This is a genomic window from Nonomuraea basaltis (genome assembly GCF_005893125.1).
In the GTDB taxonomy this organism is placed as follows: domain Bacteria; phylum Actinomycetota; class Actinomycetes; order Streptosporangiales; family Streptosporangiaceae; genus Nonomuraea; species Nonomuraea basaltis.
In genome coordinates, this window is sequence record NZ_VCJS01000025.1 from 39299 (window position 1) to 62801 (window position 23503).

The window sequence follows — 23503 nt, forward strand, 5'->3', positions numbered from 1 at the left end:
GCCCGAAGACAGCCCAGGCATGCGAAACGGCCCCTACCGTGCGGCGTAACCGCAGGTAGAGGCCGTATTCGACAGTCAGGCCATCTTCTTCTTGAGGTTCTCGTCCAGCGCGGCCAGGAAGTCCTGGGTGGTGAGCCACTTGGCGTCGCCGCCGACCAGCAGCGCGAGGTCCTTGGTCATCTGACCGCCCTCGACGGTCTCGACGCAGACCTGCTCCAGCTTCTCGGCGAAGTCGGTCACCGCAGGGGTGTTGTCGAGCTTGCCCCGGTGGGCCAGGCCACGCGTCCACGCGAAGATCGACGCGATCGGGTTGGTGGAGGTGGGGTTGCCCTTCTCGTGCTCACGGAAGTGGCGGGTCACCGTGCCGTGCGCGGCCTCGGCCTCGACGGTCCTGCCGTCGGGGGTCATCAGCACCGAGGTCATCAGGCCCAGCGAGCCGAAGCCCTGCGCGACCGTGTCGGACTGGACGTCGCCGTCGTAGTTCTTGCACGCCCAGACGTAGCCGCCCTCCCACTTCATCGCCGCGGCGACCATGTCGTCGATGAGGCGGTGCTCGTAGGTGATGCCGGCCTTCTCGAACTCGGCCTTGAACTCGCTCTCGAAGACCTCGGCGAAGATGTCCTTGAAGCGGCCGTCGTACGCCTTGAGGATCGTGTTCTTCGTGGAGAGGTAGACGGGGTAGTTGCGGGCCAGGCCGTAACGCATGGACGCGCGGGCGAAGTCGCGGATCGACTCGTCCAGGTTGTACATCGCCATCGCGACGCCGCTGCCGGGAAAGTCGTACACGTCCAGCTCGATCGGCTCGGAGCCGTCCTTCGGCGTGAACGTCAGGGTCAGCGTGCCCTCGCCGGGGACCTTCAGGTCGGTGGCGCGGTACTGGTCGCCGAAGGCGTGACGGCCGACGACGATCGGCTTGGTCCAGCCGGGGACGAGCCGCGGCACGTTCGACATGATGATCGGCTCGCGGAAGATGACGCCGCCGAGGATGTTGCGGATGGTCCCGTTGGGGGACTTCCACATCTTCTTGAGACCGAACTCCTCGACCCGGGCCTCGTCGGGGGTGATGGTGGCGCATTTCACACCGACGCCGTACTTCTTGATGGCGTTGGCGGCGTCGATGGTGACCTGGTCGTCCGTGGCGTCGCGGTGCTCGATGCCGAGGTCGTAGTACTTCAGGTCGACGTCGAGGTAGGGAAGGATCAGCTGGTCCTTGATGAACTGCCAGATGATCCGGGTCATCTCGTCGCCGTCAAGCTCGACGACCGGACCCTCCACCTTGATCTTGGGCATGCGAATGGTTCCCCTTCAATGAATTGATGCGTTGAGGCTATCGGACCGCCCGGTCAACGGGCGAAAAGGGACAGGATGAACACCTTGAGCGCGTTGTTGCCCAGCAGGAGCGAGGTCAGGACCAGCACGAAGCCGAACACGCCCAGCGTGGTGACGTCGGTCCTCTTGCTCCGCACGGACAGCTGACCGCCGTAGCCGGCGAAACGCAGCGCGGCGGCGACCATGACGACGGCGCCCAGCGCGAACCCACCCCAGCGCGGGTCCGCGAAGAAGATCGCGAGCACGCCAATGGCCGCACCCGCCAGAATCAGCGGGTACGGTCCCCAGCTCTCGCGTCCGGTCCCCTCGCTCAACGCGCCTGCTTATGGTCGCATTCGCTGCGGGCCTGCGTTGGCATCGTCCCTCGCTCTCTCCGGCCCAGGCTCATCGCTCCTCGATCGGCTTCCACTTCTGGTCGGTCTCGCCGATGTACTCACTGTCCGGGCGGATCAGCCGGTTGTCGGCGTGCTGCTCGATGACGTGGGCCGTCCAGCCCGACATGCGGCTGATCGAGAAGACCGGCGTGAACAGATCGGTCGGGATGCCAAGGTAGTGGTAGACCGAGGCGGCGTAGAAGTCGACGTTCGGATAGAGGCCCTTCTCCTCGAAGACGACCTCCTCCATCTCCTTCGACATCCGGTAGTACGTGTCGTCGCCGGTGGACTCTGCCAGCTCGGCGGACATCCTGCGCAGGTGGGTGGCGCGCGGGTCCTCGGTCTTGTAGACCCGGTGGCCGAAGCCCATGATCTTCTCGTGGGCCGCGAGTTTGTCGCGTACGGCCTGGGCCACGCGACCCGGCGACAGCGACTCCAGCGTCTTCATGACCTGCTCGTTCGCGCCGCCGTGCAGCGGGCCCTTGAGGGTGCCGATCGCGGCGACGATGGCGGAGTGCATGTCCGACAAGGTCGCGGCGCAGACGCGGGCGGCGAACGTGGAGGCGTTCATGGTGTGGTCGGCGTGCAGCACCAGGCACTCGTCGAAGATCTCGACCTCGCGCGGCTCCGGCGTGCGCCCGGTGACCTGGAGCAGGAAGTTCGCCGCGATGCCCACCGACGGGTCCGGCCCGGGGGCGCTGCCGCCGGTGCGGGCGGCGTGGTATCGGGCGACCAGCAGAGGTTGCTGTGCGACCAGCCGGGCGGCCTTGCGCAGGTTGGCGTCGGGGGCGATGGAGTCCTTGTCCGGATCGTCCGCGCCCGACAGCGAGACCAGCGAGCGCAGCGCCTCCATGGGTTTCTGCTTCTCGGCGATCTCGGGGATGTTCGCCGAGACGAGGGCGCCGAGCTCCCGGCCCTGGACCAGCTCCGCGCCATAGTCGTCCAACTCGGAGCGGGTGGGCAGCTTGCCGCGTTGGAGCAGGTGTGCGGTCTCTTCGAACGTCGCGCGGCCGGCCAGATCGTGGATGTCGTATCCGCGATAGAAGAGGCGACCGGCCTTTCCGTCGATGTCGCTCAGCGCTGTGGACGCGGCTACGACATCGGCCAGACCTTTCGTGGGCTTGTCCGCCATGAGTGCTTCCTCCGCTTATCTTCCCCCGAAGTCTACCTGTGAGCAGGCAAAACCGTCCGCAGAGGTCCAGACCAATTTCACGCGGGATTCTCCTTTCGGCAAAGGAGATTCCCCATCCCCTCGTTTGGGTAAGCCGGAGCTGTAGTAATAGTTACGGCGGGCTACCTGGGGAGGAACTGCCGTGGAGGGGCCGTTCATACGCATCGAGGACACTGGCGACGTGGTCCCGTTGCGCCCCGAGATCACGACGGTCGGAAGGGGCCGGGGTGTTGACATCCGGCTCACCGATCCGAGTGTGTCTCGACTCCATGCCGAGTTCGTCAGACGAGGACCCTACCTGTATGTCGTCGACCTGGGACTGTCCAGGAACGGCACGCGGGTGAACGGCAGGCCGATCGCCCGGAGGGTCCTTGACGACGGCGACGTCGTCTCCTTCGGCGCGGCGCGGGGTCGCATCGGTGGAGTCCCCCGTGAGGACTTCACCCCCGAGGTCGAGCTGCGCAGGGCCGCGGCGCCCGAGCTGACCAGGCGCGAGGTCGATGTGCTGACCTCGCTCTGCAGGCCGGCGCTGTCGGATGAGGCGTTCGTCGCACCGGCGACCGCACGCGAGATCGCCGATGACCTGGTCGTGACCGAGGCCGCGGTGAAACAGCATCTGCTGCGGCTCTACCAGAAGTTCAGGATTCCCGAGGGCACCAACCGGCGCACGCGGCTGGCCAACGAGGTCGTCGCGCTCGGTCTGGTGCGTCCGACCCCCGTGGTGCCACCACAGCGGTCATCGGGAGCCACGGCCGAGCAGCCTTCGGCGGCTGGGCGCAGGGCTTCTTAAGGGAACCGGATCGCGACCGGGGCTACGGCGAGGGGTTCCGGCAGCGTCGGAACCTGAACATCACCGTGTTCGCGGGCACGGATCAGAGCGGCGGCGGACGGCCGCGCACCTTCCGGTGTACGGCGGCCCGCCGGGGCTCGTCGCAGGTCAGGACTACGGCCGGCGACGCGCGTGAGCCAAGCATGCTCACGAACGCGTTGCCGGCGGATTTCAGACGACCCTGAATCCATTGCTGGGCCTGCTGGTCCGGTTGGCCCGGTCCACCGCGACCGCGTAGTAGTGATCACCGCGCTTGCCGTCCGGGTCCGTCCAGCGAACCTGCCGGTCCCCGGGCACGACCGCGACCAGGTTGCGGGCGTCGGCGAAGGCGCCTGACGACGCGTGCCGGTCGAAGCGGAAGATCGCGAACAGGAACGGCTCGTCCTTGCCGATGGCCACCGCCCGTACCTCGACGCCGCCGGCGCGGCGCAACGCGTACGCCAGCACCGGCCGCCGGGGCGGCTCCCCGTTCGCGAGCCTTGGCAGCACGGGCGCGAGCGCCGGGCGCTGGTAGTGGTCGTTGACGGCGATCGTGATGGAGCCGATCCTGTCGACCTTGACGTCGTTGGCGTTGTACCAGATGTCGCCGCTGATCTCGGGGTGGTTCCTGTTGAGCGTCAGGTGGTTGGACAGTTCGGCGGGGTTCTTCCACTCCGGCGCGGGCTGGGCGGGGTCGCCTGCCTTGTAGGCGGGCTGCCCGATCCACAGCAGGGTGCCGGTGCCGCTCGCCACATCGGACCACCACGGGACGAGCTTGGAGTAGTCGGCCGGCGGCTGCCCGATGTACCAGTAGAGCTGCGGCGCGATGTAGTCCAGCCAGCCCTTCTTGACCCAGCCGCGGGTGTCGGCGTGCAGGTTGTCGTACGACTGCCCGCCGTTGGTGTCGGAGCCGAGCGGGTCGCTCGCCTTGTTACGCCAGATGCCCGACGGGCTGATGCCCCAGGCGATGTCCGGCTTGCTCTGCAGCACGCGCTGCTGCATCTCCTGGACCATGAGGTCGACGTTGTTGCGCCGCCAGGAGGCCAGGTCGGGGAAGCCGGCGCCGTGCTGGGCGAAGGCGGCGCTGTCGTCGAATGCCGTGCTGTTGGCCGGGTAGAAGTAGTCGTCGAAGTGCAGGCCGTCGATGTCATAGCGAGTGACCGCGTCCATCATCGCGTCCTGGCAGAACTTGCGTACCTCCGGCATGCCCGGGTTGTAGTAGAGCTTGCCGCCGAACGGAACGATCCAGTCGGGGTGCTTGCGCCCGGGGTGGTCGGGGTGCAGCTTGGCCGGGTCGGCCTGCATCGACACGCGGTACGGGTTGAACCAGGCGTGGAAGGCCAGGCCGCGCTTGTGCGTCTCCTCGACGGCGAACCCGAGCGGGTCGTAACCGGGGTCCTGCCCCTGGGTGCCGGTCAGGTATTGCGACCACGGCTCGTACGATGACGGCCAGAACGCATCCGCCGTCGGCCTGATCTGCACAAATACCGAATTAAGCTTGCGCTGCACCGCCACGTCCAGCCAGGCGAGATATTCGGCCTTCTGCTGGTCGGCGGTCAGTCCGGGCTTCGAAGGCCAGTTGATGTTGACCACGGAGGCGATCCACATGCCGCGCATCTGGCGTAACGGCGGCACGTAGCCGGCTGCGGCGAAGGCGGGCAGCGGAACGGCGGAAGCGGCGACGGCGAGGGCGAGACCCTTCAGGAGAGTCCTTCGGCTGGGCATGGGGGGTGTGCCTCTCGGAGGTGGTTGTGTTGAGGGCGACGATGACAGAAAATTACCTTCAGATCAATAATCGTGAAGGAAAATGCCGATGAGCGGTGACCTGTACAGACTGGCGATGACGGTGCTGCATCCGGGGTATGAGGGGACCTCCGCCCCGGGCTGGCTGCGCCGCGCGCTGGGCGAGGGTCTCGGCGGGGTGGTCCTGTTCGCCCGCAACGCCATCGACGCGCAGCTCGTACGGCATTTCCGCGCCGAGAACCCGGCCGCCGTCGTCTCGATCGACGAGGAGGGCGGCACGGTCACCCGGCTCGAGGTCCTGTCCGGCAGCTCCTTTCCCGGCAACCGGGCGCTGGGCGTGGTCGATGACGTGGATCTTACCGAGCGGGTGGGCCGCCAGATCGGCAGGACGCTCGCCGAGCTGGACATCACACTGAACTACGCGCCCTCGGCCGACGTGAACGCGAACCCGGCCAACCCGGTGATCGGCGTCCGCTCCTTCGGCCCGGCCCCGGACCTCGTCTCCCGCCACACCGTCGCCTTCGTCAACGGGGTGCAGGGCGCGGGCGTGGCCGCCTGCGCCAAGCACTTCCCCGGCCACGGCGACACCGTCACCGACTCCCACCTGGCGCTCCCGACCGTGCACGCCTCGCGCGAGAGAGTCTTCGAGCGCGACCTTCCGCCGTTCCGGGCCGCGATCGGCGCCGGGGTGCGCGCCATCATGACCGGCCACCTGCTGGTCCCCGCCCTCGATCCAGCGGCGCCGGCGACGCTGAGCCGTACCGTCCTGACCGAACTCCTGAGGGGCGAGCTCGGTTTCGACGGGATGCTCGTCACCGACGCGATCGAGATGCGGGCGGTGGCCGCGATGTTCGCCCCCGGCGAGATCGCGGTGCGGGCGCTGACCGCCGGCGCCGACGCCGTGTGCGTCGGGCTGGCGACCGAGGAGAGCCTGCACGAGATCCGCGACGCGATCGTCGCGGCCGTCCGCGCCGGAGTCCTGCCCGAGGAGCGGCTCGCCGAGGCCGCCGGACGGGTGCTCGCCCTCTCCGAGTGGTACGCCGCCCAGTCCGCGCTGCGTGAGAAGGCCCGCGGCGAGGCCGACGCGGGCGTCGGCCTGGAGGCGGCCAGGGCGGCGCTGACCACGACCGGAGCCGCCGCACTCGACCGCGGGCCGCTGGTCGTCGAGGTCAACACGCGTCACAGCCAGGCGGTGGACCCGGGCACGCCGACCGGCATCACGGCGGCGCTCGCCACGCTGCTGCCGGGCACGGCCATGGTGCGGATGGAGCCCGGCGGCGAGCTGCCACCCTTCGACGAGCGGCCGGTCGTGCTGGTCGTCCACGACGCCGCCCGGCACGCGTGGGTACGCGACGTCGTGGCCAAGTCCGTGGCGGCCCGTCCCGACGTGATCGTGGTGGACACCGGCATCCCCGGCCCGCCCGCCGGGGCCGCCCACGTCGCCACCCACGGGATCTCCCGAGTGTCCGCGCAGGCCGCGGCGGAATGGCTGGCCAGGTGACCGCCGAGCAGGCCAATCCCGTCGCCACCGTACGCGCGGTCCTGCCCTCCCTCACCCCGGCGGCGCAGTCCATCGCCCGCATCATCCTGGCCGACCCCGGGCTGGTGGTCCGCAGCACGATCACCGAGTTCAGCGGGGTATCCGGCACCAGCGAGGCCACGATCGTGCGGACGGCGCGGGCGCTCGGGTTCGCGGGCTACTCGCAGATGCGCTTCGCGCTGGCGGCGGCCGTGGCCCAGAAGCCCGAACGCCTGGTGCCCGGCGACCTCGCGCCCGACGACCCGCTCACGGACGTGATCGCCAAGGTGGCGCGGGCCGAGTCGGAGGCGCTGGCGGACACCGCTGCCCAGCTCGATCCCGATCAGCTCGGTGAGGTCGTGCAGGTGATCTCGGCGGCGCGGCGGGTGGACGTGTACGGGGTGGCGGCCTCGGGGCTGGTCGCGGCGGACATGTCGCAGAAGCTGCTGCGCATCGGGCTGTCCAGCCATCCGTTCAGCGATGCCCATCTGGCCTTGACCAGTGCGGCATTACTGCGGGAAGGCGACGTCGCGGTGGCGATCAGCTGCAGCGGGGAGACACCCGACGTGCTGGTGCCCGCCAGGACGGCGGCCGAGGCGGGGGCGTTGATCGTGGGGATCACGAACAACCCGCGGTCGTCGCTGGCCGGGCTGGCGGACCATACGCTGGTTTCCGCCGGGCGGGAGACGGCGTTCCGGCCTGGGGCGCTGGCCAGCCGGATCAGCCAGTTGCTGATCGTGGACTGCATTTTCGTCGGGCTGGCGCAGCGGACGTACGACACGGCGGACGCGGCCATCCGGGCTACTCGTGACGCGACGGACCGATACCGAAACCGGTGACCCGCCGACCCCGGAGTGACCGCAGTCAGTGGTTGCTGTCCTTTGGAGAAAGGCCTTTGGGGAAAGGAGAAGGTCGCCACGCAACAGGGCCGGGCGGTGGGGGCGGATCAGGCGCGGGCGACCGACAGCGACGCCAGGTCGGCTTCGATCTTGGCGGCCGTGGCCAGCAGCGGCGGGAGGAGCTCGCGGCCGGCCTGTTGCAGGGTCGTGCGGCTGGCGTGCGTGGAGACGTTCACCGCGGCCACCGTCCGGCCCGAGCGGTCGCGGATCGGCGCGGCGATGGACCGCAGCCCCTCCTCCAGCTCCTGGTCCACCATCGCCCACCCGCGGCCGCGCACCTGGTCCAGCTCGGCCCGGAGCGCGGCGGGCAGCACGATCGTGTGGGACGTGAGCCGCCGCAGCTCGGTCCGCGCCAGATAGGCGTCCAGCTCGTCAGGCGGGAGCGCCGAGAGCAGCACCCGCCCCATCGACGTGCAGTAGGCCGGGAACCTGGTGCCGATGTTGATGGTCACACGCATGATCCGGGCCGTGGCCACCCGCGCCACGTACACGACGTCCTCCCCGTCGAGCACCGCCACCGAGGCGGACTCGTGCACCTCGGCGGCCAGGCGTTCGAGGTGCGGGTCGGCCACCTCGGGCAGTGACAGGCTGGACAGGTAGGCGTACCCGAGCTCGAGCACCCGCGGCGTGAGCGAGAACAGCCGCCCGTCGCTGCGCACGTAGCCGAGGTCGGCGAGGGTGATGAGGAACCGCCGGGCCGCCGCCCGGCTGAGCCCGGTCGTCCGGGCCACCTGGCTGAGCGTGAGCTCGGGCTCTGCGGCGCTGAACGCCCGGATCACCGCGAGCCCCCTGGCCAGCGACTGCACATGATCGACCATCATGATCCCCTTGACAGGAGCCACCAGAGGCGTAGGTTCCGCGTACGGGGGTGTTCGGTAAGAGAATACATGTGCGCATCGCGAACAAATTGGAGTAGCCGTGCGTCGCGCTCTCATCGTCCTCGCCGCCTTACTCGTCGCCGCCTGCGGCGGCACGACCGCGGCACCCGCCCAGAAGAACTCCGCCGGGATGGACAAGGTCAACGCTGGAGTGATCGCGATCGTCGACACCGCTCCGATCCACCTCGGCAAGGCCAAGGGCTTCTTCACCGAGCAGAACATCGACCTCACGATCACCCCGGTCGCGGGCGGCGCGGCCAGCATCTCGGGCGCGGTGAGCGGGCAGTTCCAGTTCGCCTTCGCGAACACGACGTCGCTGCTCACCGCCAAGCAGCAGGGCCTGGACGTGAAGGTGGTCGCCAACGGCGTCGCCTCGACCGGCGAGCAGGGCAAGGACTTCAGCGCGGTGCTGGTCAAGCCGGACAGCCCGATCAAGACGGCCAAGGATCTGGCGGGCAAGAAGATCTCGGTCAACCAGCTCAAGAACATCGGTGACACGACGGTACGCGCCTCCGTGCGCAACGCCGGCGGCGACCCCGCCGGCATCGAGTTCGTCGAGCTGGCCTTCCCCGACGCGCCCGCCGCCCTGCAGAGCGGCCGGGTGGACGCCATCTGGGTGGTCGAGCCGTTCGTCAGCCAGGCGATCAGCCAGGGAGCGCGCGCCGTGGCGTGGAACTTCGCCGACGCGGCCCCCGATCTGACCGTGGCCATGTACTTCACCACGGGCCGGACCGACGCCGGCCTGACCAAGCGGTTCACGGCGGCGATGCGCGAGTCGCTGGAGTACGCCGACTCGCATCCCGACGAGGTCAGAGAGGTGCTCAAGACGTACACGAAGATCGCCCCCGACGTGATCGCGAAGATCAACCTGCCGAAGTGGCCGGTCGAGGTGAACAAGGCGTCCGTGCAGACCGTGGCCGACCTGGCGCTGGCCGACGGAGTGCTCAAGGAGAAGGTCGACGTGTCGGCGCTGGTGCCGTGATCCGTTCCGCCTTGTTGACGAGACTGGGCTACGGCCTGGCCGGGCTGGGCGGACTGGTGGCGCTGCTGGAGGCGGTGCCGCGGCTCGGCCTGGTCGACGAGCGCTTCCTGCCGCCCGCCTCGCGGATCCTCGGCACGCTCGCCGCGGAGCTGGCCACGCCGGGGCTGTGGATCGCGCTCGGCGAGACGATGCGCGGCTGGGCGCTGGGGCTGGCGCTGGCGTTCTGCGCGGCGAGCGTGGCCGGGGTGGTCATCGGGATCGTCCCAGGCCTGCGTGCCATGACGAACTCCACTGTCGAGTTCCTCCGCCCGATCCCGTCGGTCGCGCTGGTGCCGCTGGCCACGCTGCTGTTCGGGCCGTCGCTCGGCTCGACGCTCATGCTCGTGGTGTACGCGTCGTTCTGGCAGGTGCTCATCCAGGTCCTCTACGGCGTCGCGGCCGTGGACGCGGTGGCGTACGACACCGCCAGGTCGTACGGGCTGTCGGCCTGGTCGCGGGTCCGGCACCTGGTGTGGCCGACCGCGCTGCCGTACGTCATGACCGGGCTCAGGCTGGCGGCGGCGGTGGCGTTCATCCTGGCCGTGACGGCGGAGCTGGTGATCGGCAGCCCCGGGCTCGGGGCCGAGATCCAGGTGGCGCAGAGCAGCGGGGCCGTCCCCACCGTGTACGCGCTGATCGTGCTGGCCGGGCTCGTCGGCATCGGCGTGAACGCCGCCGTGCGGCTGCTGGAGCGCAGAGTGCTGGCCTGGCACCCGGCCGTGCGATCGGAGGTCGCCGCATGAGAGTCGTCAGACTGGTGGCCCTGCCCGCCGTGCTGGTGCTGGTCTGGTGGGCGATCAGCGGGAGCTCGTTCTACCTGCCGAGCCCGATCCTGGTGGGGCAGGCGTTCGCCGAGACCTGGTTCTCCGAGCGGCTGGCCGACGACGTGCTGCCGAGCGTCGGGCGGCTCCTGGCCGGGTACGCGGTGGCCGGGCTGCTCGGCGTCGGCCTCGGCGTGCCGATCGGGCTGTCGCGGCGGCTGCGGGCCACGCTGGAGCCGGTGCTGGAGTTCTTCCGAGCCATCCCGCCGCCCGTGCTGGTGCCGCTGATCATGCTGCTGGCCGGCATCGACACGCCGATGAAGGTGCTGGTCATCGTGTCCGGCTGCCTCTGGCCGATCCTGCTGAACACCGTGGAGGGTGTGCGGGCGCTCGACGAGGTCCTCGCCGACACCTGCCGCATGTACGGCGTCCACGGCGCCTCCAGGCTGCGCCGATTCGTGCTCCCCGGCGCCGCCCCGCAGATCATGACCGGGCTGCGGCAGGCCCTGTCCATCGGAATCATCCTCATGGTCATCAGCGAGATGTTCGCCAGCTCCAGCGGGCTGGGGTTCACGATCGTGCTGTTCCAGCGACAGTTCCAGATCGCCGAGATGTGGAGCGGCATCCTGCTGCTCGGGCTGCTCGGCCTGGGGCTGTCGGTCCTCTTCCGCCGCCTGGAGCGGTGGGTGCTGTCCTGGTACTACGGCAGTGGAGCCGCCCGTGCTTGAGATCTCCTCGTTGAACAAGGTCTACGAGAGTCCGGGCCGCCGGGTCGAGGCGATCCGCTCGGTCACCTTCGGCGTCGGCGCCGGCGAGCTGGTGTGCGTCGTGGGGCCGTCGGGGTGCGGCAAGACCACGCTGCTGCGTTGCGTGGCGGGGCTGCTGCCGGTCACCGGGGGCGAGGCACGGGTGGCGGACGTGCCCGTCACCGGGCCGCCGCCGCGGATGGCCGTGGTGTTCCAGGAGTACGGGCGCAGCCTGTTCCCCTGGATGACCGTGCGGCAGAACGTCGAGTTACCGCTGAAGGAGAAGCGCCTGCCGGCCGCACGGCGCCGCGAGCTGATCGCGGAATCGCTGCACGCGGTCGGGCTGAGCGACGCCGCCGAGGCCCATCCATGGCAGTTGTCCGGCGGCATGCAGCAGCGGGTGGCCATCGCCAGGGCGGTGGCGTACGAGCCTCAGGTGCTGCTGATGGACGAGCCATTCGCGGCCGTGGACGCGCAGACCAGGGCCGATCTGGAGGACCTGATCCTGCGGCTGTGGCGGGACCTCGGGGTGACCACGCTGTTCGTCACCCACGACATCGACGAGGCCGTCTACCTGGGGCAGCGGGTGATCGTACTGTCCTCGTCGCCCACCACGGTCCTGGAGGACCTGAAGATCGACCTGCCGCCCGAACGCGACCAGCTGACCACGCGGTCACTGCCGCGCTTCGGCGAGCTGCGCGGGCACGTCTACCGGCAGATCCAGCGGGCCAGGGGCGCGCGATGAGGACGGTCAGGGACGCCACCTTCGAGGTCCTCAGGCGGTACGGGCTGACCACGATCTTCTGCAATCCCGGCTCCACGGAGATCGCCCTGCTGACCGGGCTGCCCGACGACCTGCGTTTCGTGCTCGCCCTGCACGAAGGGTCCGTGGTGGGGATGGCCACGGGGTGGGCGATCGGGCACGAGGCGCCCGCGCTGGCCGTGCTGCACACGACCGCCGGGCTCGGGAACGCCGTCGGGGCCATCGCCACGGCCCGGGTCAACCGGGTGCCGCTGGTGATCCTGGCCGGCCAGCAGGACCGGCGGCACCTGGCGCTGGAGCCGTTCCTGGCGGGGCGGCTGGGCGGGCTGGCCGGGGACTATCCGGTGCGGGCCGACCAGCCGGTACGGGCCCAGGACGTACCGGGGGCGGTGGCCCGGGCCTGCCACGAGGCGGTCACCTTCCGGGGGCCGGCGCTGGTGGTGGTGCCGATGGACGACTGGAGTGCTTCTTTCGACGAGGAGATCTCCGCAGCGCCTGTGCAGGTCGTGCGGCCGGTCGCCGTGGCCGACGCCGACCTCGCGCCGCTGGTGTCGCTGCTGGCCGGGGCGCGGTCGCCGGCGATCGTCGCGGGTGCGGGCGCGGACTGGGGGTCCCTGGTGGCGCTGGCCGAGCGGCTGGGGTGCCCGGTGTTCCAGGAGTCGTTCGGGGCGCGGGCGGGGTTCCCGCAGGACCATCCGCAGTACGCCGGGGTGCTGCCCGCCGACCGGGTGCGGCTGCGGAAGACGCTGGCGGGGCACGACGTGGTGCTGGCGGTGGGGGCTCCGGTCTTCCGGCAGTACCCGTACGCGCCGGGGCCGCTCGTGGCACCGGGGACGGCGGTCGCGGTGATCACGGACGATCCGGCGGAGGCGCATCGCAGCCCGGCCGAGCTGGCCTACCTGGCGGCACCGTCCGCCGTCTGCACCCGCCTGGCCGCCCTCCTCTCCGCCGCCGCCGAGCACGCGCCGGCCGCCATCATCCAGCCCGCCACCCCGGCCGCCACCGGCCGGGCCGTCGGGGCGAGCGTCACTGGCATTCCCCCGCTGCCGCCGGAAGGGCGGCCGTTGCGGGCCGCACACGTGCTGCGGGAGCTGGCCCGGCGACTGCCCTCCGACGTCGTGCTCATCGAGGAGACGCCGTCCTCCCGCCCCGACCTTCATCGGCTCGTCCCGGCCAGGACCCCGCTGGGCTTCCTGTCGGCGGCCATGGGCGGGCTCGGGTTCGCCGTTCCCGCCGCCGTCGGGCTGCGGATGGCGCTGCCCGGCCGCCCCGTGGTCGCGGTCGTGGGCGACGGGGCGGCGCTCTATGGCATGCACGCGCTCTGGAGCGCCGCGCACTACCGGGTGGGCGCGCTGTTCGTCGTGCTCGCCAACGGCCGCTACGCGGTCATGGACCGGCTGGCCGACCAGCAGGGAGGCAAGGCCCCGTGGCCGCCGTTCACGGAGGTGGACATGGGCGGCCTGGCCAGGTCGCTCGGCTGCCCCGCCAGGCGGGTGGAGGCGTACGACGAGCTGACGGCCGTCCTCGATGAGGTGCTGCCCGCGCTCTCCGCCCGCGAGGAACCCCTGCTCCTCGACGTGACCGTCGCCGTGGACCCAGATTTCCAGCCCTGAGGAGGCTCACCATGACATTCCTTGACCCCAAGATCTGGACCGGTTCGATCTTCGACGGCGGCTGGACGGCGTCGCGCGCCGGGGACGCGCCGGTCATCGAGCCGGCGACGGGCAACGAGCTCGGCCGCGCGGGCACGGCCGGCGCCGACGACGTGGCCGCGGCCGCCGTACGCGCCCGGCAGGAGCAGCGGGCCTGGGCGGCCACTCCGTACGAGGAGCGGGCGGCCGTGCTGCGCCGCGCCGGGCAGCTCTTCGAGGAGCACGCGCAGGAGATCCAGGACTGGGTCGTCCGCGAGTCCGGCGGCGTGCCGGGCAAGGCCGGGTTCGAGACGCACGTGGCGGCGCAGGAGTGCTATGAGGCGGCGGCGCTGGCCTCGCAGCCGCTCGGCGAGGTGCTGCCGACGGCGCGCAAGCGGCTCAGCTTCGCGCGGCGGGTGCCGGCGGGCGTGGTCGGGGTGATCGCGCCGTTCAACTTCCCGCTGATCCTCGGCATCAGGTCGGTGGCTCCGGCGCTCGCGCTCGGGAACGCGGTCGTGTTCAAGCCGGATCAGCGTACCGCCGTCTGCGGCGGGTTCTCGATCGCGCGCGTCTTCGAGGAGGCCGGGCTGCCCAGTGGCCTGCTGCACGTGCTGCCCGGCGGCCCCGAGGCCGGTCAGGCGCTGGTGACCGACCCGAACATCCCCGTGATCTCCTTCACCGGTTCCACGGCGGCCGGACGCAAGGTCGGGGAGGCGGGGGCGCGCCTGCTCAAGCGGGTGCACCTGGAGCTGGGCGGCAACTCGGCGCTGGTCGTCCTCGACGACGCCGACCTCGAGCCGGCCGTGTCGGCGGGCGCGTGGGCGTCGTTCTTCCACCAGGGGCAGATCTGCATGACGTCGGGCCGGCACCTCGTTCACGAGGCGGTGGCGGAGGAGTACGTGGAGCGCCTCGCCGCCAAGGCCGACGGCCTGCCGGTCGGCGACCCGGCCACCGGCCAGGTCGCGCTCGGCCCGCTCATCGACGCCGGGCAGCGCGACCGGGTGCACCGGCTGGTCACCGAGAGCGTGTCGGCCGGGGCCAGGCTCGCCGCCGGCGGCACCTATGACCGGCTGTTCTACCGGCCGACCGTGCTGGCCGGGGTGCCGATCACCGCTCCCGCGTACGCGGAGGAGGTGTTCGGGCCTGTCGCGCCGGTGATGACGTTCTCCTCGCTGGAGCAGGCGGCGGCGCTGGCCGCGGACTCCGAGTACGGCCTGTCGCTGGGCATCATCACCCGCGACGTCATGAAGGGGCTGGCGCTGGCCGACCTGGTGCCGACGGGGATCGTGCACATCAACGACCAGACGGTGGACGACGAGGCCGTGGCGCCGTTCGGCGGGCGGGGGGCGTCGGGGACCGGGACGAGGTTCGGCGGGACCGGCGCGAACATCGACGCGTTCACCGAGACGCAGTGGGTGACGATGCAGGGTGACGTGGCCGCGTACCCGTTCTGACGGCCCGGGTGAGGCGCCGTCGTCCGCGGCGTCTCACACCCCGGTCGGCCGTGTTCCGGCGTGCTGAGCTCGGTGTCTGGACGGCCGGACGATCTCCGCTGTGGCCGTCCAGGGTCCACCGGGTTGTCCGAACCGTGGAATCGGCTCGCGCGGCTCAGCGCGCGAGGGCCTGGCGTTCGGCGGCCTCCACCACGTTGGACAGCAGCAGGGCACGGGTCATGGGCCCGACACCGCCCGGGTTGGGCGTGAGGAACCCGGCGACCTCCCCCACGTCCAGCGCCACGTCACCGGCGATCTTGCCGTCCACCCGGGAGACCCCCACGTCGAGCACGGCCGCACCCGGCTTGACCATGTCGCGCCTGATGAGGCCGGGCACCCCGGCCGCCGCCACCACGATGTCCGCCCTGCGCACGTGCGCGGCCAGGTCGTGGGTGCCGGTGTGGCAGAGGGTCACGGTGGCGTTCTCGCTGCGGCGGGTCAGCAGGAGGCCCAGCGAGCGGCCCACCGTGATGCCGCGGCCGACCACGGCCACCTCCGCGCCCTTGATCGGGACGCCGTACTCCTGCAGGAGCAGCACGATGCCGTGCGGGGTGCACGGGAGCGGCGCGTCGACCATGTGGACGAGGCGGCCGAGGTTCACCGGGTGGAGGCCGTCGGCGTCCTTGGCCGGGTCCATGCTCTCGAGCAGCGCCATCGTGTCCAGGTGCTTGGGCAGGGGGAGCTGGACGATGTAGCCGGTGCACTCGGGGGAAGCATTGAGCTCGTCGATGGCCGCCTCGACCTCGGCCTGCGTGGCGGTGGCCGGCAGGTCGACGCGAATGGAGGCGATGCCCACCTCGGCGCAGTCGCGGTGCTTGCCGGCCACGTAGATCTGGCTGCCCGGGTCGTCGCCCACGAGCACGGTGCCCAGGCCGGGAGTGATGCCGCGTTCCTTGAGCGCGGCCACTCGGATCGTGAGGTCTGCCTTGATCTTGGCGGCGGTCGCCTTGCCATCGAGTTTCACTGCGCTCATGCCGGCAATCCTTCCATGCCTCCTCCCACCCCTCGCACACCCACCTCCCCTCCCCTCTCCTCCGAAGGACGGTCACCACTGACTGGCGGTCACTTGAGGGTCGGCGGGGCCGCCTTATGCGAGCAGGGCTCACGAGTTATCCACAGAACGCAGGCAGCAAGCCCGAGTTATCCACAGACGATCGCTGACATCGTTGTCATTGATCTTGGAAGGGCTTAGTGTTACGGGCGCCGGCAACATGCTGTTCACGGAGGTCCCCTTGCTTTCCCGCCTGCTGTCCGCCGAGTCGACCGACCTGTTCGTGGGCCCCCGAGACGAGCCGCACCAGGTGCTGCGCGTCACCCGTCCTTCCCCGTCCCGCCACGGCGGAGTTCGTTTCCTGTCTGGCCTGAAGGCCGGAGCATCCCCGAAGAAGGCCCGATGACCTGCGTACTTGCCATCGACATCGGTGGGACCAAGATCGCCGCCGCACTGGTGGACGAGGAAGGTTCCGTGTTGCGCTCCGCTACCCGGCCCACGCCGCGTGCGGACGTCATGTCCGCGCTGGCGGCCCTCATCGCGGAGGTCACCGAGGGCGGCCCGCCACCGGTGGCCGCCGGGATCGGCTGCGCCGGCCCGCTGGACCTCGCCACCGGCACCGTGAGCCCGGTCAACATGCCGAGCTGGCGCGGCTTCCCCCTGCGTGAGGAGGTCCGGAAGCTGACGGGGCTGCCCTCCGTGCTGGCGGGCGACGCGCAGTGTTTCGCGCTGGGCGAGCACTGGCTGGGCGCGGGGCGCGGCAGTACGTCGCTGCTCGGGATAGTCGTGTCCACGGGAATCGGCGGCGGCCTGGTGATTGACGGCGCTCCGATCCTGGGCCCGACCGGCAACGCCGGACATGTCGGGCACATGAGCATCGACCCGTACGGGGAACGCTGCGAATGCGGCGGCCGTGGGTGCGTGGAGCGCTACTCCAGCGGCCCCAACCTCGCCCGGTGGGCCGTGGAGAACGGCTGGTCCCCCGCCGCCATCCGCAACGAGCAGCGATCCCAGCAGCCCGGTGATGCCCCTGCCCGGGCCGCCGGGCTCTCCCAACGGACCGGCGCTCCCGTGAGCACCATTGAGGAGACCTCTGGCCTGGAAGGAGCGAAGGCGGACGCGCGGGTGCTCGCGCAGGACGCGGCCGCAGGCGATCCGGTTGCGCTCGCGGCCTTCGAGCGAGGGGCCAGGGCGCTGGCCGGCATGATCGCGTCTACGGCGGCCGCGGCCGAAGTCACCACCGTGGTCGTCGGAGGCGGCGTGTCGGCTGCGGGCAAGGTCTTGTTCGAGCCCTTGGAGCGGGCCCTGGACGACGTGGCGGGGCTGGCCTTCGTGCGTGCGGTCCAGGTGAAGCAGAGCACCCTCGGCGTGCGCGCGTCTCTGGCCGGAGCAGCCAACCTGGCCTGGCAGACACTCCGGCCGACGAGTTGAACCGACCGGCCGGGCGATCCAGACCACCGTCCGGCCGGAGTCCGGCTCCGCCCGGTCGGCATCCGAGCGCGGTCCCTGCCCTGCGTCCCAACACCGCCCGGCCAGCGTCCGAACGGAGTCCGGCCAGGTCCCGGCAGGTCAGTCGCGTTCGGCGGCCGCCTGGGCCTCGCGGCGCTCGATGATCCGGCGGGTGAACGGGATGATCTCGACGACACGACTGCCCAGATAGGCGCCGATGAAGGCGAGCACCAGGAGGACGAAGGGGCTGGTGGCGATGCCGTTCAGGGTGACGAAGACCTGCAGGATCATGTCGAGCAAGGGGAACTCCGGGGGACTGGGCGGGCGCGGAGGCAATCAGGCTAACCGCAGATGGCCAGTGCTCGCTCCCAAAACGGCCAAAGGGCGACATGATCGGCCATGTCGCCCTTTAGTGGACGATCAGTGGAAGAAGTGGCGGGTGCCGGTGAAGTACAGGGTGATGCCGGCCTTCTCAGCGGCCTCCACGACCAGGTTGTCCCGGATGGAGCCGCCCGGCTCGACGATCGCCTTCACACCCGCCTCGACCAGCACCTCCAGCCCGTCGGGGAACGGGAAGTAGGCGTCCGAGGCGGCGACCGAGCCGGGCGCGCGTTCCCCTGCCCTGGTGAGCGCCAGGCGGCAGGAGTCGACCCGGTTGACCTGCCCCATGCCCACACCCACGGTCGCCCCGTCACTGGCGAGCAGGATGGCGTTGGACTTCACCGAGCGGCAGGCGCGCCAGGCGAACTCCAGGTCGGCCAGCACCTCGGGCGAGGCGGGCTCGCCGGTCTTGAGCTCCCAGTGCGAGGCCGCGTCGCCGGGCGCGTCCACCCGGTCGACGGTCTGTACGAGAAGGCCGCCGTCGATCTTGCGGAACTCCGTCGGCTGCGCCGGCCCCTCCGGGCACACCAGCAGGCGCAGGCTCTTCTTCGCGCGCAGCACCTCCAGCGCCTCGGCGTCGAAGGATGGCGCGATGACCACCTCGGTGAACACGTCGAAGATCTGCCTGGCCAGCTCCACCGTGACCGCGCCGTTGACGGCGATCACGCCGCCGTACGCCGACACCGGGTCGCAGGCGTGCGCCTTGCGGTGCGCGTCGGCCACGTCGGAGCCGATCGCGATGCCGCACGGGTTCTGGTGCTTGATGATGGCCACGCAGGGCTCGGAGAAGTCCCAGGCGGCCCGCCAGGCGGCGTCGGCGTCGAGGTAGTTGTTGTAGGACATCTCCTTGCCGTGCAGTTGCTCGGCGTTGGCGAGGCCGCCGGTGCCGCCCGTGTAGAGCGCGGCGCGCTGGTGCGGGTTCTCGCCGTAGCGGAGCGTGGCCTTGCGCTCGTACGCGGCCCCCGTGAAGGCCGGCAGCTCCTCCTCCTCGTACGTCCCCGCGAACCAGTTCGCCACGGCGACGTCGTACGAGGCCGTGTGGGCGTATGCGATGCCCGCGAGCCGCCGCCGCTCAGTCAGCGTGAAGCCGCCCTCGGTCAGCGCCGTGAGCACGTCGCCGTAGAAGCCGGGGTCGACCACGACGGCGCAGGTGTTGTGGTTCTTCGCGGCGCCCCGGATCATGGCCGGCCCGCCGATGTCGATCTGCTCGACGCATTCCTCGTCGGACGCGCCGGAGGCCACCGTCTGCTGGAACGGGTAGAGGTTCACCACGACCAGCTGGAACGGGTCGATCTCCAGCTCCTCCAGCTGGGTCACGTGGTGCGGCTTGGTGACGTCGGCCAGCAGCCCGGCGTGCACGCGCGGGTGCAGCGTCTTGACCCGCCCGTCGAGGCACTCGGGGAACCCGGTCAGCTGCTCGACCTTCATCACCGGGATCCCGAAGGACGAGATCGCGGCGGCCGTGCCACCGGTCGAGACGATCTCCACCCCGGCGCTGTCGAGGGCCCTGGCCAGTTCCTCGAGCCCGGACTTGTCGTAAACAGCGATCAGTGCGCGCCGGATGGCGATGCGAGTCACGTGGATTCCCCTCCTGGTTGGTTGCCGATTCGGACGATACGTCCGCTGACCGTCCAGCCCTCCCGGGCCATCCGGCCGACGATGTCGACGAGCAGGCGGCGCTCGACGGTCTTGATGCGCTCGTGCAGGACCGCCTCGTCGTCATCAGGGAGCACGGGCACCGCTTCCTGGGCGACGATCGGCCCCGTGTCGACCCCCTCATCGGCCAGCATCACCGTACAGCCGGTCACCTTGACCCCATGGGCCATCGCGTCGCGCACGCCGTGCGCGCCGGGGAACGACGGCAGCAGCGCCGGATGGGTGTTGAGCACCGGGAAGGCGTCGAGCGTCGGCGGGCCCAGAATCTTCATGAAGCCTGCGGACACCACGAGGTCGGGCTCGTACGATGCGATTCTGGCCGCGATCGCCGCATCCCAATCCGCCCTTGTTGCATAGTCGCCCAATTTTTCGACAAAAGTCGGGACATTTGCCTTCGCCGCCCTCGCCAGCCCTTCGATCCCATCCCTGTCGGCCCCAACCGCGACGACGCGAGCACCGTACGACGGGTCGGCAGAAGCGTCCAGCAGGGCCTGTAGGTTGGTTCCAGAGCCGGAGACGAGGACGACGAGCCGCCCAGCCTTAGACACGCACACTCTCCAAAGAGGAAACAGGGTGGGGCTGCCAGGGTATCTGTTCCTTGCCCGGCGACGCAGAGGAGGTCAGGTGTCGACACCGGTGCAGGCACCGGCAGGCCAGCAGCCCGCCGATTCGGCGGGCCGCCGAGCGATCTGGTTGTCCATCGCAGCGCTGGCAATGACGTTCATGTTGCCGCTTGCCGGCCTGGTCATGGCGCTGTTCGCGCTCATGGCCGGAATCCGGGCGCTCCCGCTGCTGAAAGGCGCGGGCAAGCCCACGGGGATCGCCGTGGGCGGCATCGCCATCTCCTCGATCGCGCTGGCGATGTCGGCCCTGGCGACGGGAATGCAGCTGTACCTGATGGACGAATATTCGGCCTACCAGGAGTGCATGAAGGGCGCCGGCACGGTTTCCTCGCAGGGCGAGTGCTTCATCCAGTTCAGGGAGACGGCCGAGCGCAAGCTCCCGCCCGACGTACTCGAACTGCTCCGCGCGATGCAGCCCTGAACGACGGCGCGTCAAGGCCGCGCCGCACCGCGATGGTCTGTCGGTAGTGGCGCCGCCAACCGGTAGAGACACGTTCGACGCCCGGGCGCGGCGCACACCGCGTCATCGGGCCCGAGCCGTTGTCCCTGCGCGGCAGGTCGCCGTTTCTGCGCCGCGGCGAAGACCCTCATCGGGTACGCGCCGCACCAGGCCCTGACGCGTCTAGTCGCGGTCCCAGGCGTAAGGGTCGACGTAGATGACGTGGCCGCCGCGGTCGTCCGACTCATCCACGATGTCCTTGCGCGGCGGGCGCGCCGGCCCCGGTTCGGGCGGGCGCGGGCGGGACTGGGCCAGCGTCTCGGCCTCCGCCGAGGCGTGCTCGTCCTGCCAGTCGTCCCTGATGACCGGGATCTCCTGGGTGTCGGCCTCGGTGGCGTCCATCCAGTGGCCGGGCAGCGGGCGCGGATCCGACTCGGCCAGGCCCACCTTGCTCGCCGCCTTGGCGAGCGCGGCCCCGGCCTTGCGCACCGGGGCGGCCGCCTTGTCGAGCGGCGCGCGGGCCCGCTTGTTGAGCAGCAGCAGGTTGGCCACGCCCGCGGAGATGCCCGCGGCCACGCCGACCTCGAGCGCGACCGACAACGCCACCTCCCAGGGCGAGGGGCCAACCGCCGCCAGCCGCCCGCCGCCGATGGGCCCGCCGGACAGCGCCGCCAGCGCCCCCGCCACGACGCCGGTGGCGACCCCGGTGAGGAACCCCCAGAGCGGCGCGGCCTCGTAGGACGGCGACGGCGAGATCCTGGCCACTATCACCCCCGCCACGGCCCCCGCCGCGAACGGCAGCGCGATGACCGCCATCATCCACGCCGGCACCGGCCCGCTCTCGGGCAGCGCGCCGAGCAGCGGCAGGCTCGGCACCGTGCCGAGCTGCACCCCTGTGGGCGCGACCAGGGTGTCGGCGCCGATGGCGAACCCGGGGCCGGCGATGTAGGAGAAGGCCCAGATGACGACGTTCAGAAGGTAGAGGAGCTGGAGCAGCGCCAGCAGCACCCCGCCCACGAACCCGGGCGACAGGACGCTGGACAGCTCCTTGACCTGGTCGAAGTTGATCACGACGGCGACCAGCACCAGGGCCAGCCCGGCCACCAGCAGCACCGCGGTGGCGACCGCCGTGCCGACCGTGAGGGCGCGCACCCGCTCGGGCAGCAGCCGGAGCATCACCCGCCAGGGCCCGATCATCCGCGCGGTGGCCAGCGCCCCGGCCAGGAACGCCAGCACGAAGTGGCTGAACAGCGCCTCGCCGATGAACGGCTGCGTGATCTCGTTGCTCGCGACGAGCGCGATCAGCCCGGCCAGCAGCGAGTACGGGGCCGCCAGCGACACCCCCGCCTGGACCACCAGGGAGAGCTGCGCCCGGCGGCGAGCCTGGGCCTGCTCGCGCGGGCTGTTCTTGGGCAGCCGCGCGGGCAGCCGGAGCCGCAGGTCGGCGTCGCGCGCCATCCATCGTCCGGCCCGGTAGAGCAGCACGGCGGGCAAGATGATCAGCCCGATCGGCAGCAGCCCGACCCGGCCGTCCGGGATCGCGAAGCCGGCGTGGTGCGCGGCCAGCCAGAGCTGCGCCGCCGTACGGAACACACCCGGCAGCCCCGCACCCAGCGTCCCGCTCGGAGCGGCGATCCAGCCGACCAGCGTGAGCGTGGTGAGCGCCGCCAGGCCGACGCCCAGCGTGCAGGCGGCGGCGAGCATTCCCGACACGGGCAGCGGCCGCCTCGCCTCGTCGTCCGCCCCGGGGAGCTTGTCGAGCACCAACCGGGTGCGAAGCTGGTCGAGAATCGCCGTCACAGTGGTGATTTTCTCAACCTTTCCCAACCAACCCTTGGTTGACGCGCCGGGGGGATTACTTTTTCATCCTTTACGCTGCGACGAGGTTGCCCCACCCACGGCACGCAAAGCCCCGCGCGGCGCGTGCCGCGCGGGGCTTTGCGAGAGCGACTAGCGCGCCTGCATGATCTCGCGCATCAGGCGGGCGGTCTCGGAGGGGGTCTTGCCGACGCGGACGCCGACCTTCTCCAGGGCCTCCTTCTTCGCCTGCGCGGTGCCGGCCGAGCCGGACACGATCGCGCCGGCGTGACCCATGGTCTTGCCCTCGGGCGCGGTGAACCCGGCCACGTAGGCGACCACCGGCTTGGTGACGTACTGCTCGATGTAGGCGGCGGCCCGCTCCTCGGCGTCGCCGCCGATCTCACCGATCATCACGATCGCGTCGGTGCCCGGGTCCTCCTGGAACGCCTGGAGGGCGTCGATGTGCGTGGTGCCGATGACGGGGTCGCCCCCGATGCCCACCGCGGTCGAGAAGCCGAAGTCGCGCAGCTCGTACATCAGCTGGTAGGTAAGCGTGCCCGACTTCGAGACCAGGCCGATGCGGCCGGCGGTGGTGATGTCGGCGGGGATGATGCCCGCGTTGGAGGCGCCGGGGGAGGCGATGCCTGGGCAGTTGGGGCCGATGATGCGGGTCTTGTTGCCCTTGGCCACCGCGTACGCCCAGAACTCGGTCGAGTCGTGCACCGGCACGCCCTCGGTGATCACCACGCAGAGTGGCATCTCGGCGTCGATGGCCTCCTTGACCGCGTCCTTGGTGAACGCCGGGGGCACGAACACGACCGACACGTCGGCGCCGGTCTGCTCCATGGCCTCCTTGACCGTGCCGAACACGGGCAGGCCCTCGTGCGTGGTGCCGGCCTTGCGGGCGTTGACGCCGCCGACGACGCGGGCGCCGGAGGCGAGCATGCGGCGGGTGTGCTTGGTGCCCTCACCGCCGGTCATGCCCTGGACAATGATCTTGCTGTTTTCCGTCAACCAGATGGCCATGA

The 23503-nt window shown here is 70.7% G+C and carries 23 protein-coding genes; 12 read left to right on the top strand and 11 right to left on the bottom strand.

Translation table 11 applies throughout. The features are described 5' to 3' along the window. Positions 1–75 precede the first annotated feature (75 nt). The 3 genes from EJK15_RS14675 to EJK15_RS14685 all read right to left on the bottom strand — a co-directional run bounded on the left by EJK15_RS14675 (position 76) and on the right by EJK15_RS14685 (position 2835). The gene (locus tag EJK15_RS14675; protein ID WP_138710964.1) at positions 76–1290 is read right to left on the bottom strand and encodes an NADP-dependent isocitrate dehydrogenase; all 1215 of its coding nucleotides are present in this window, start codon (positions 1288–1290) and stop codon (positions 76–78) included. A 53-nt stretch (positions 1291–1343) separates the two neighbouring features. Next, complete coding sequence (locus EJK15_RS14680) at positions 1344–1643, bottom strand: DUF3017 domain-containing protein (protein WP_138710965.1); 300 nt, start codon at positions 1641–1643, stop codon at positions 1344–1346. A 70-nt stretch (positions 1644–1713) separates the two neighbouring features. Further along, positions 1714–2835 carry a citrate/2-methylcitrate synthase gene (locus EJK15_RS14685; protein WP_138710966.1) on the bottom strand — a complete coding sequence of 374 codons (1122 nt, stop codon included), beginning with the start codon at positions 2833–2835 and terminating at the stop codon, positions 1714–1716. A gap of 181 nt (positions 2836–3016) precedes the next feature. Here EJK15_RS14685 and EJK15_RS14690 point away from each other — a divergent pair, with 181 nt between their 5' ends. After that, positions 3017–3664 carry an FHA domain-containing protein gene (locus EJK15_RS14690; protein ID WP_138710967.1) on the top strand — a complete coding sequence of 216 codons (648 nt, stop codon included), beginning with the start codon at positions 3017–3019 and terminating at the stop codon, positions 3662–3664. Positions 3665–3874: 210 nt separating this feature from the next. Here EJK15_RS14690 and EJK15_RS14695 read toward each other — a convergent pair whose 3' ends face one another. Further along, complete coding sequence (locus EJK15_RS14695; protein WP_138710968.1) at positions 3875–5407, bottom strand: glycoside hydrolase family 10-like protein; 1533 nt, start codon at positions 5405–5407, stop codon at positions 3875–3877. A gap of 88 nt (positions 5408–5495) precedes the next feature. Between EJK15_RS14695 and EJK15_RS14700 the strand changes: the two genes are divergently transcribed. Continuing rightward, positions 5496–6926: a glycoside hydrolase family 3 N-terminal domain-containing protein gene (locus tag EJK15_RS14700; protein ID WP_138710969.1), complete on the top strand. Its 1431-nt coding sequence runs from the start codon at positions 5496–5498 to the stop codon at positions 6924–6926. Next, positions 6911–7783 carry a MurR/RpiR family transcriptional regulator gene (locus EJK15_RS14705; RefSeq protein ID WP_138710970.1) on the top strand — a complete coding sequence of 291 codons (873 nt, stop codon included), beginning with the start codon at positions 6911–6913 and terminating at the stop codon, positions 7781–7783. The genes EJK15_RS14700 and EJK15_RS14705 overlap by 16 nt, the downstream gene beginning before the upstream one ends. 107 nt (positions 7784–7890) lie before the next feature. Here EJK15_RS14705 and EJK15_RS14710 read toward each other — a convergent pair whose 3' ends face one another. Beyond that, complete coding sequence (locus tag EJK15_RS14710) at positions 7891–8664, bottom strand: IclR family transcriptional regulator (protein WP_138710971.1); 774 nt, start codon at positions 8662–8664, stop codon at positions 7891–7893. Between the two features lie 97 nt (positions 8665–8761). On the opposite strand from EJK15_RS14710, the gene EJK15_RS14715 reads away from it, so the two are divergent. From EJK15_RS14715 to EJK15_RS14740, 6 genes are read left to right on the top strand one after another with little or no spacing between them, the layout of a single operon-like run. Next, positions 8762–9703, top strand: coding sequence for an ABC transporter substrate-binding protein (locus tag EJK15_RS14715; RefSeq protein ID WP_240776979.1), 942 nt, complete (start codon positions 8762–8764; stop codon positions 9701–9703). Between the two features lie 11 nt (positions 9704–9714). Further along, a complete protein-coding gene (locus EJK15_RS14720; protein WP_138710972.1) occupies positions 9715–10485 on the top strand; it encodes an ABC transporter permease in 771 nt (256 codons plus the stop codon). After that, complete coding sequence (locus EJK15_RS14725; protein WP_138710973.1) at positions 10482–11231, top strand: ABC transporter permease; 750 nt, start codon at positions 10482–10484, stop codon at positions 11229–11231. The genes EJK15_RS14720 and EJK15_RS14725 overlap by 4 nt, the downstream gene beginning before the upstream one ends. After that, complete coding sequence (locus tag EJK15_RS14730) at positions 11224–11994, top strand: ABC transporter ATP-binding protein (protein WP_138710974.1); 771 nt, start codon at positions 11224–11226, stop codon at positions 11992–11994. Before EJK15_RS14725 ends, EJK15_RS14730 begins: the two co-directional genes overlap by 8 nt. Continuing rightward, positions 11991–13625 (top strand): thiamine pyrophosphate-dependent enzyme, encoded by a 1635-nt coding sequence (locus EJK15_RS14735; RefSeq protein ID WP_138710975.1) that lies wholly within the window; start codon positions 11991–11993, stop codon positions 13623–13625. Before EJK15_RS14730 ends, EJK15_RS14735 begins: the two co-directional genes overlap by 4 nt. A gap of 11 nt (positions 13626–13636) precedes the next feature. Continuing rightward, the gene (locus EJK15_RS14740; RefSeq protein ID WP_138710976.1) at positions 13637–15097 is read left to right on the top strand and encodes a benzaldehyde dehydrogenase; all 1461 of its coding nucleotides are present in this window, start codon (positions 13637–13639) and stop codon (positions 15095–15097) included. Between the two features lie 154 nt (positions 15098–15251). On the opposite strand, the gene EJK15_RS14745 is transcribed toward EJK15_RS14740, so the two are convergent. Next, positions 15252–16109: a bifunctional methylenetetrahydrofolate dehydrogenase/methenyltetrahydrofolate cyclohydrolase gene (locus tag EJK15_RS14745; RefSeq protein WP_138710977.1), complete on the bottom strand. Its 858-nt coding sequence runs from the start codon at positions 16107–16109 to the stop codon at positions 15252–15254. A gap of 238 nt (positions 16110–16347) precedes the next feature. Here EJK15_RS14745 and EJK15_RS70545 point away from each other — a divergent pair, with 238 nt between their 5' ends. Together EJK15_RS70545 and EJK15_RS14750 are read left to right on the top strand one after the other, a co-directional pair. Then, the gene (locus tag EJK15_RS70545) at positions 16348–16533 is read left to right on the top strand and encodes a hypothetical protein (protein WP_206060849.1); all 186 of its coding nucleotides are present in this window, start codon (positions 16348–16350) and stop codon (positions 16531–16533) included. Next, positions 16530–17558, top strand: coding sequence for an ROK family protein (locus EJK15_RS14750; RefSeq protein ID WP_138710978.1), 1029 nt, complete (start codon positions 16530–16532; stop codon positions 17556–17558). Before EJK15_RS70545 ends, EJK15_RS14750 begins: the two co-directional genes overlap by 4 nt. A 138-nt stretch (positions 17559–17696) precedes the next feature. Here EJK15_RS14750 and EJK15_RS14755 read toward each other — a convergent pair whose 3' ends face one another. The 3 genes from EJK15_RS14755 to purN form a co-directional block, all read right to left on the bottom strand. Beyond that, entirely contained in the window at positions 17697–17876 is a 180-nt protein-coding gene (locus EJK15_RS14755; protein WP_138710979.1) for a hypothetical protein, read from the bottom strand. 120 nt (positions 17877–17996) lie between these two features. After that, complete coding sequence (gene purH / locus EJK15_RS14760) at positions 17997–19535, bottom strand: bifunctional phosphoribosylaminoimidazolecarboxamide formyltransferase/IMP cyclohydrolase (RefSeq protein WP_138710980.1); 1539 nt, start codon at positions 19533–19535, stop codon at positions 17997–17999. Beyond that, positions 19532–20161: a phosphoribosylglycinamide formyltransferase gene (gene purN, locus EJK15_RS14765; RefSeq protein WP_138710981.1), complete on the bottom strand. Its 630-nt coding sequence runs from the start codon at positions 20159–20161 to the stop codon at positions 19532–19534. The genes purH and purN overlap by 4 nt, the downstream gene beginning before the upstream one ends. Positions 20162–20237: 76 nt before the next feature. Between purN and EJK15_RS14770 the strand changes: the two genes are divergently transcribed. Beyond that, a complete protein-coding gene (locus EJK15_RS14770) occupies positions 20238–20657 on the top strand; it encodes a hypothetical protein (RefSeq protein ID WP_240776980.1) in 420 nt (139 codons plus the stop codon). 201 nt (positions 20658–20858) lie between these two features. Here EJK15_RS14770 and EJK15_RS14775 read toward each other — a convergent pair whose 3' ends face one another. Together EJK15_RS14775 and sucD are read right to left on the bottom strand one after the other, a co-directional pair. After that, positions 20859–22475, bottom strand: coding sequence for a cell division protein PerM (locus tag EJK15_RS14775; RefSeq protein ID WP_138710982.1), 1617 nt, complete (start codon positions 22473–22475; stop codon positions 20859–20861). Between the two features lie 150 nt (positions 22476–22625). After that, positions 22626–23501: a succinate--CoA ligase subunit alpha gene (sucD, locus tag EJK15_RS14780; protein ID WP_138710983.1), complete on the bottom strand. Its 876-nt coding sequence runs from the start codon at positions 23499–23501 to the stop codon at positions 22626–22628. Positions 23502–23503 lie beyond the last annotated feature (2 nt).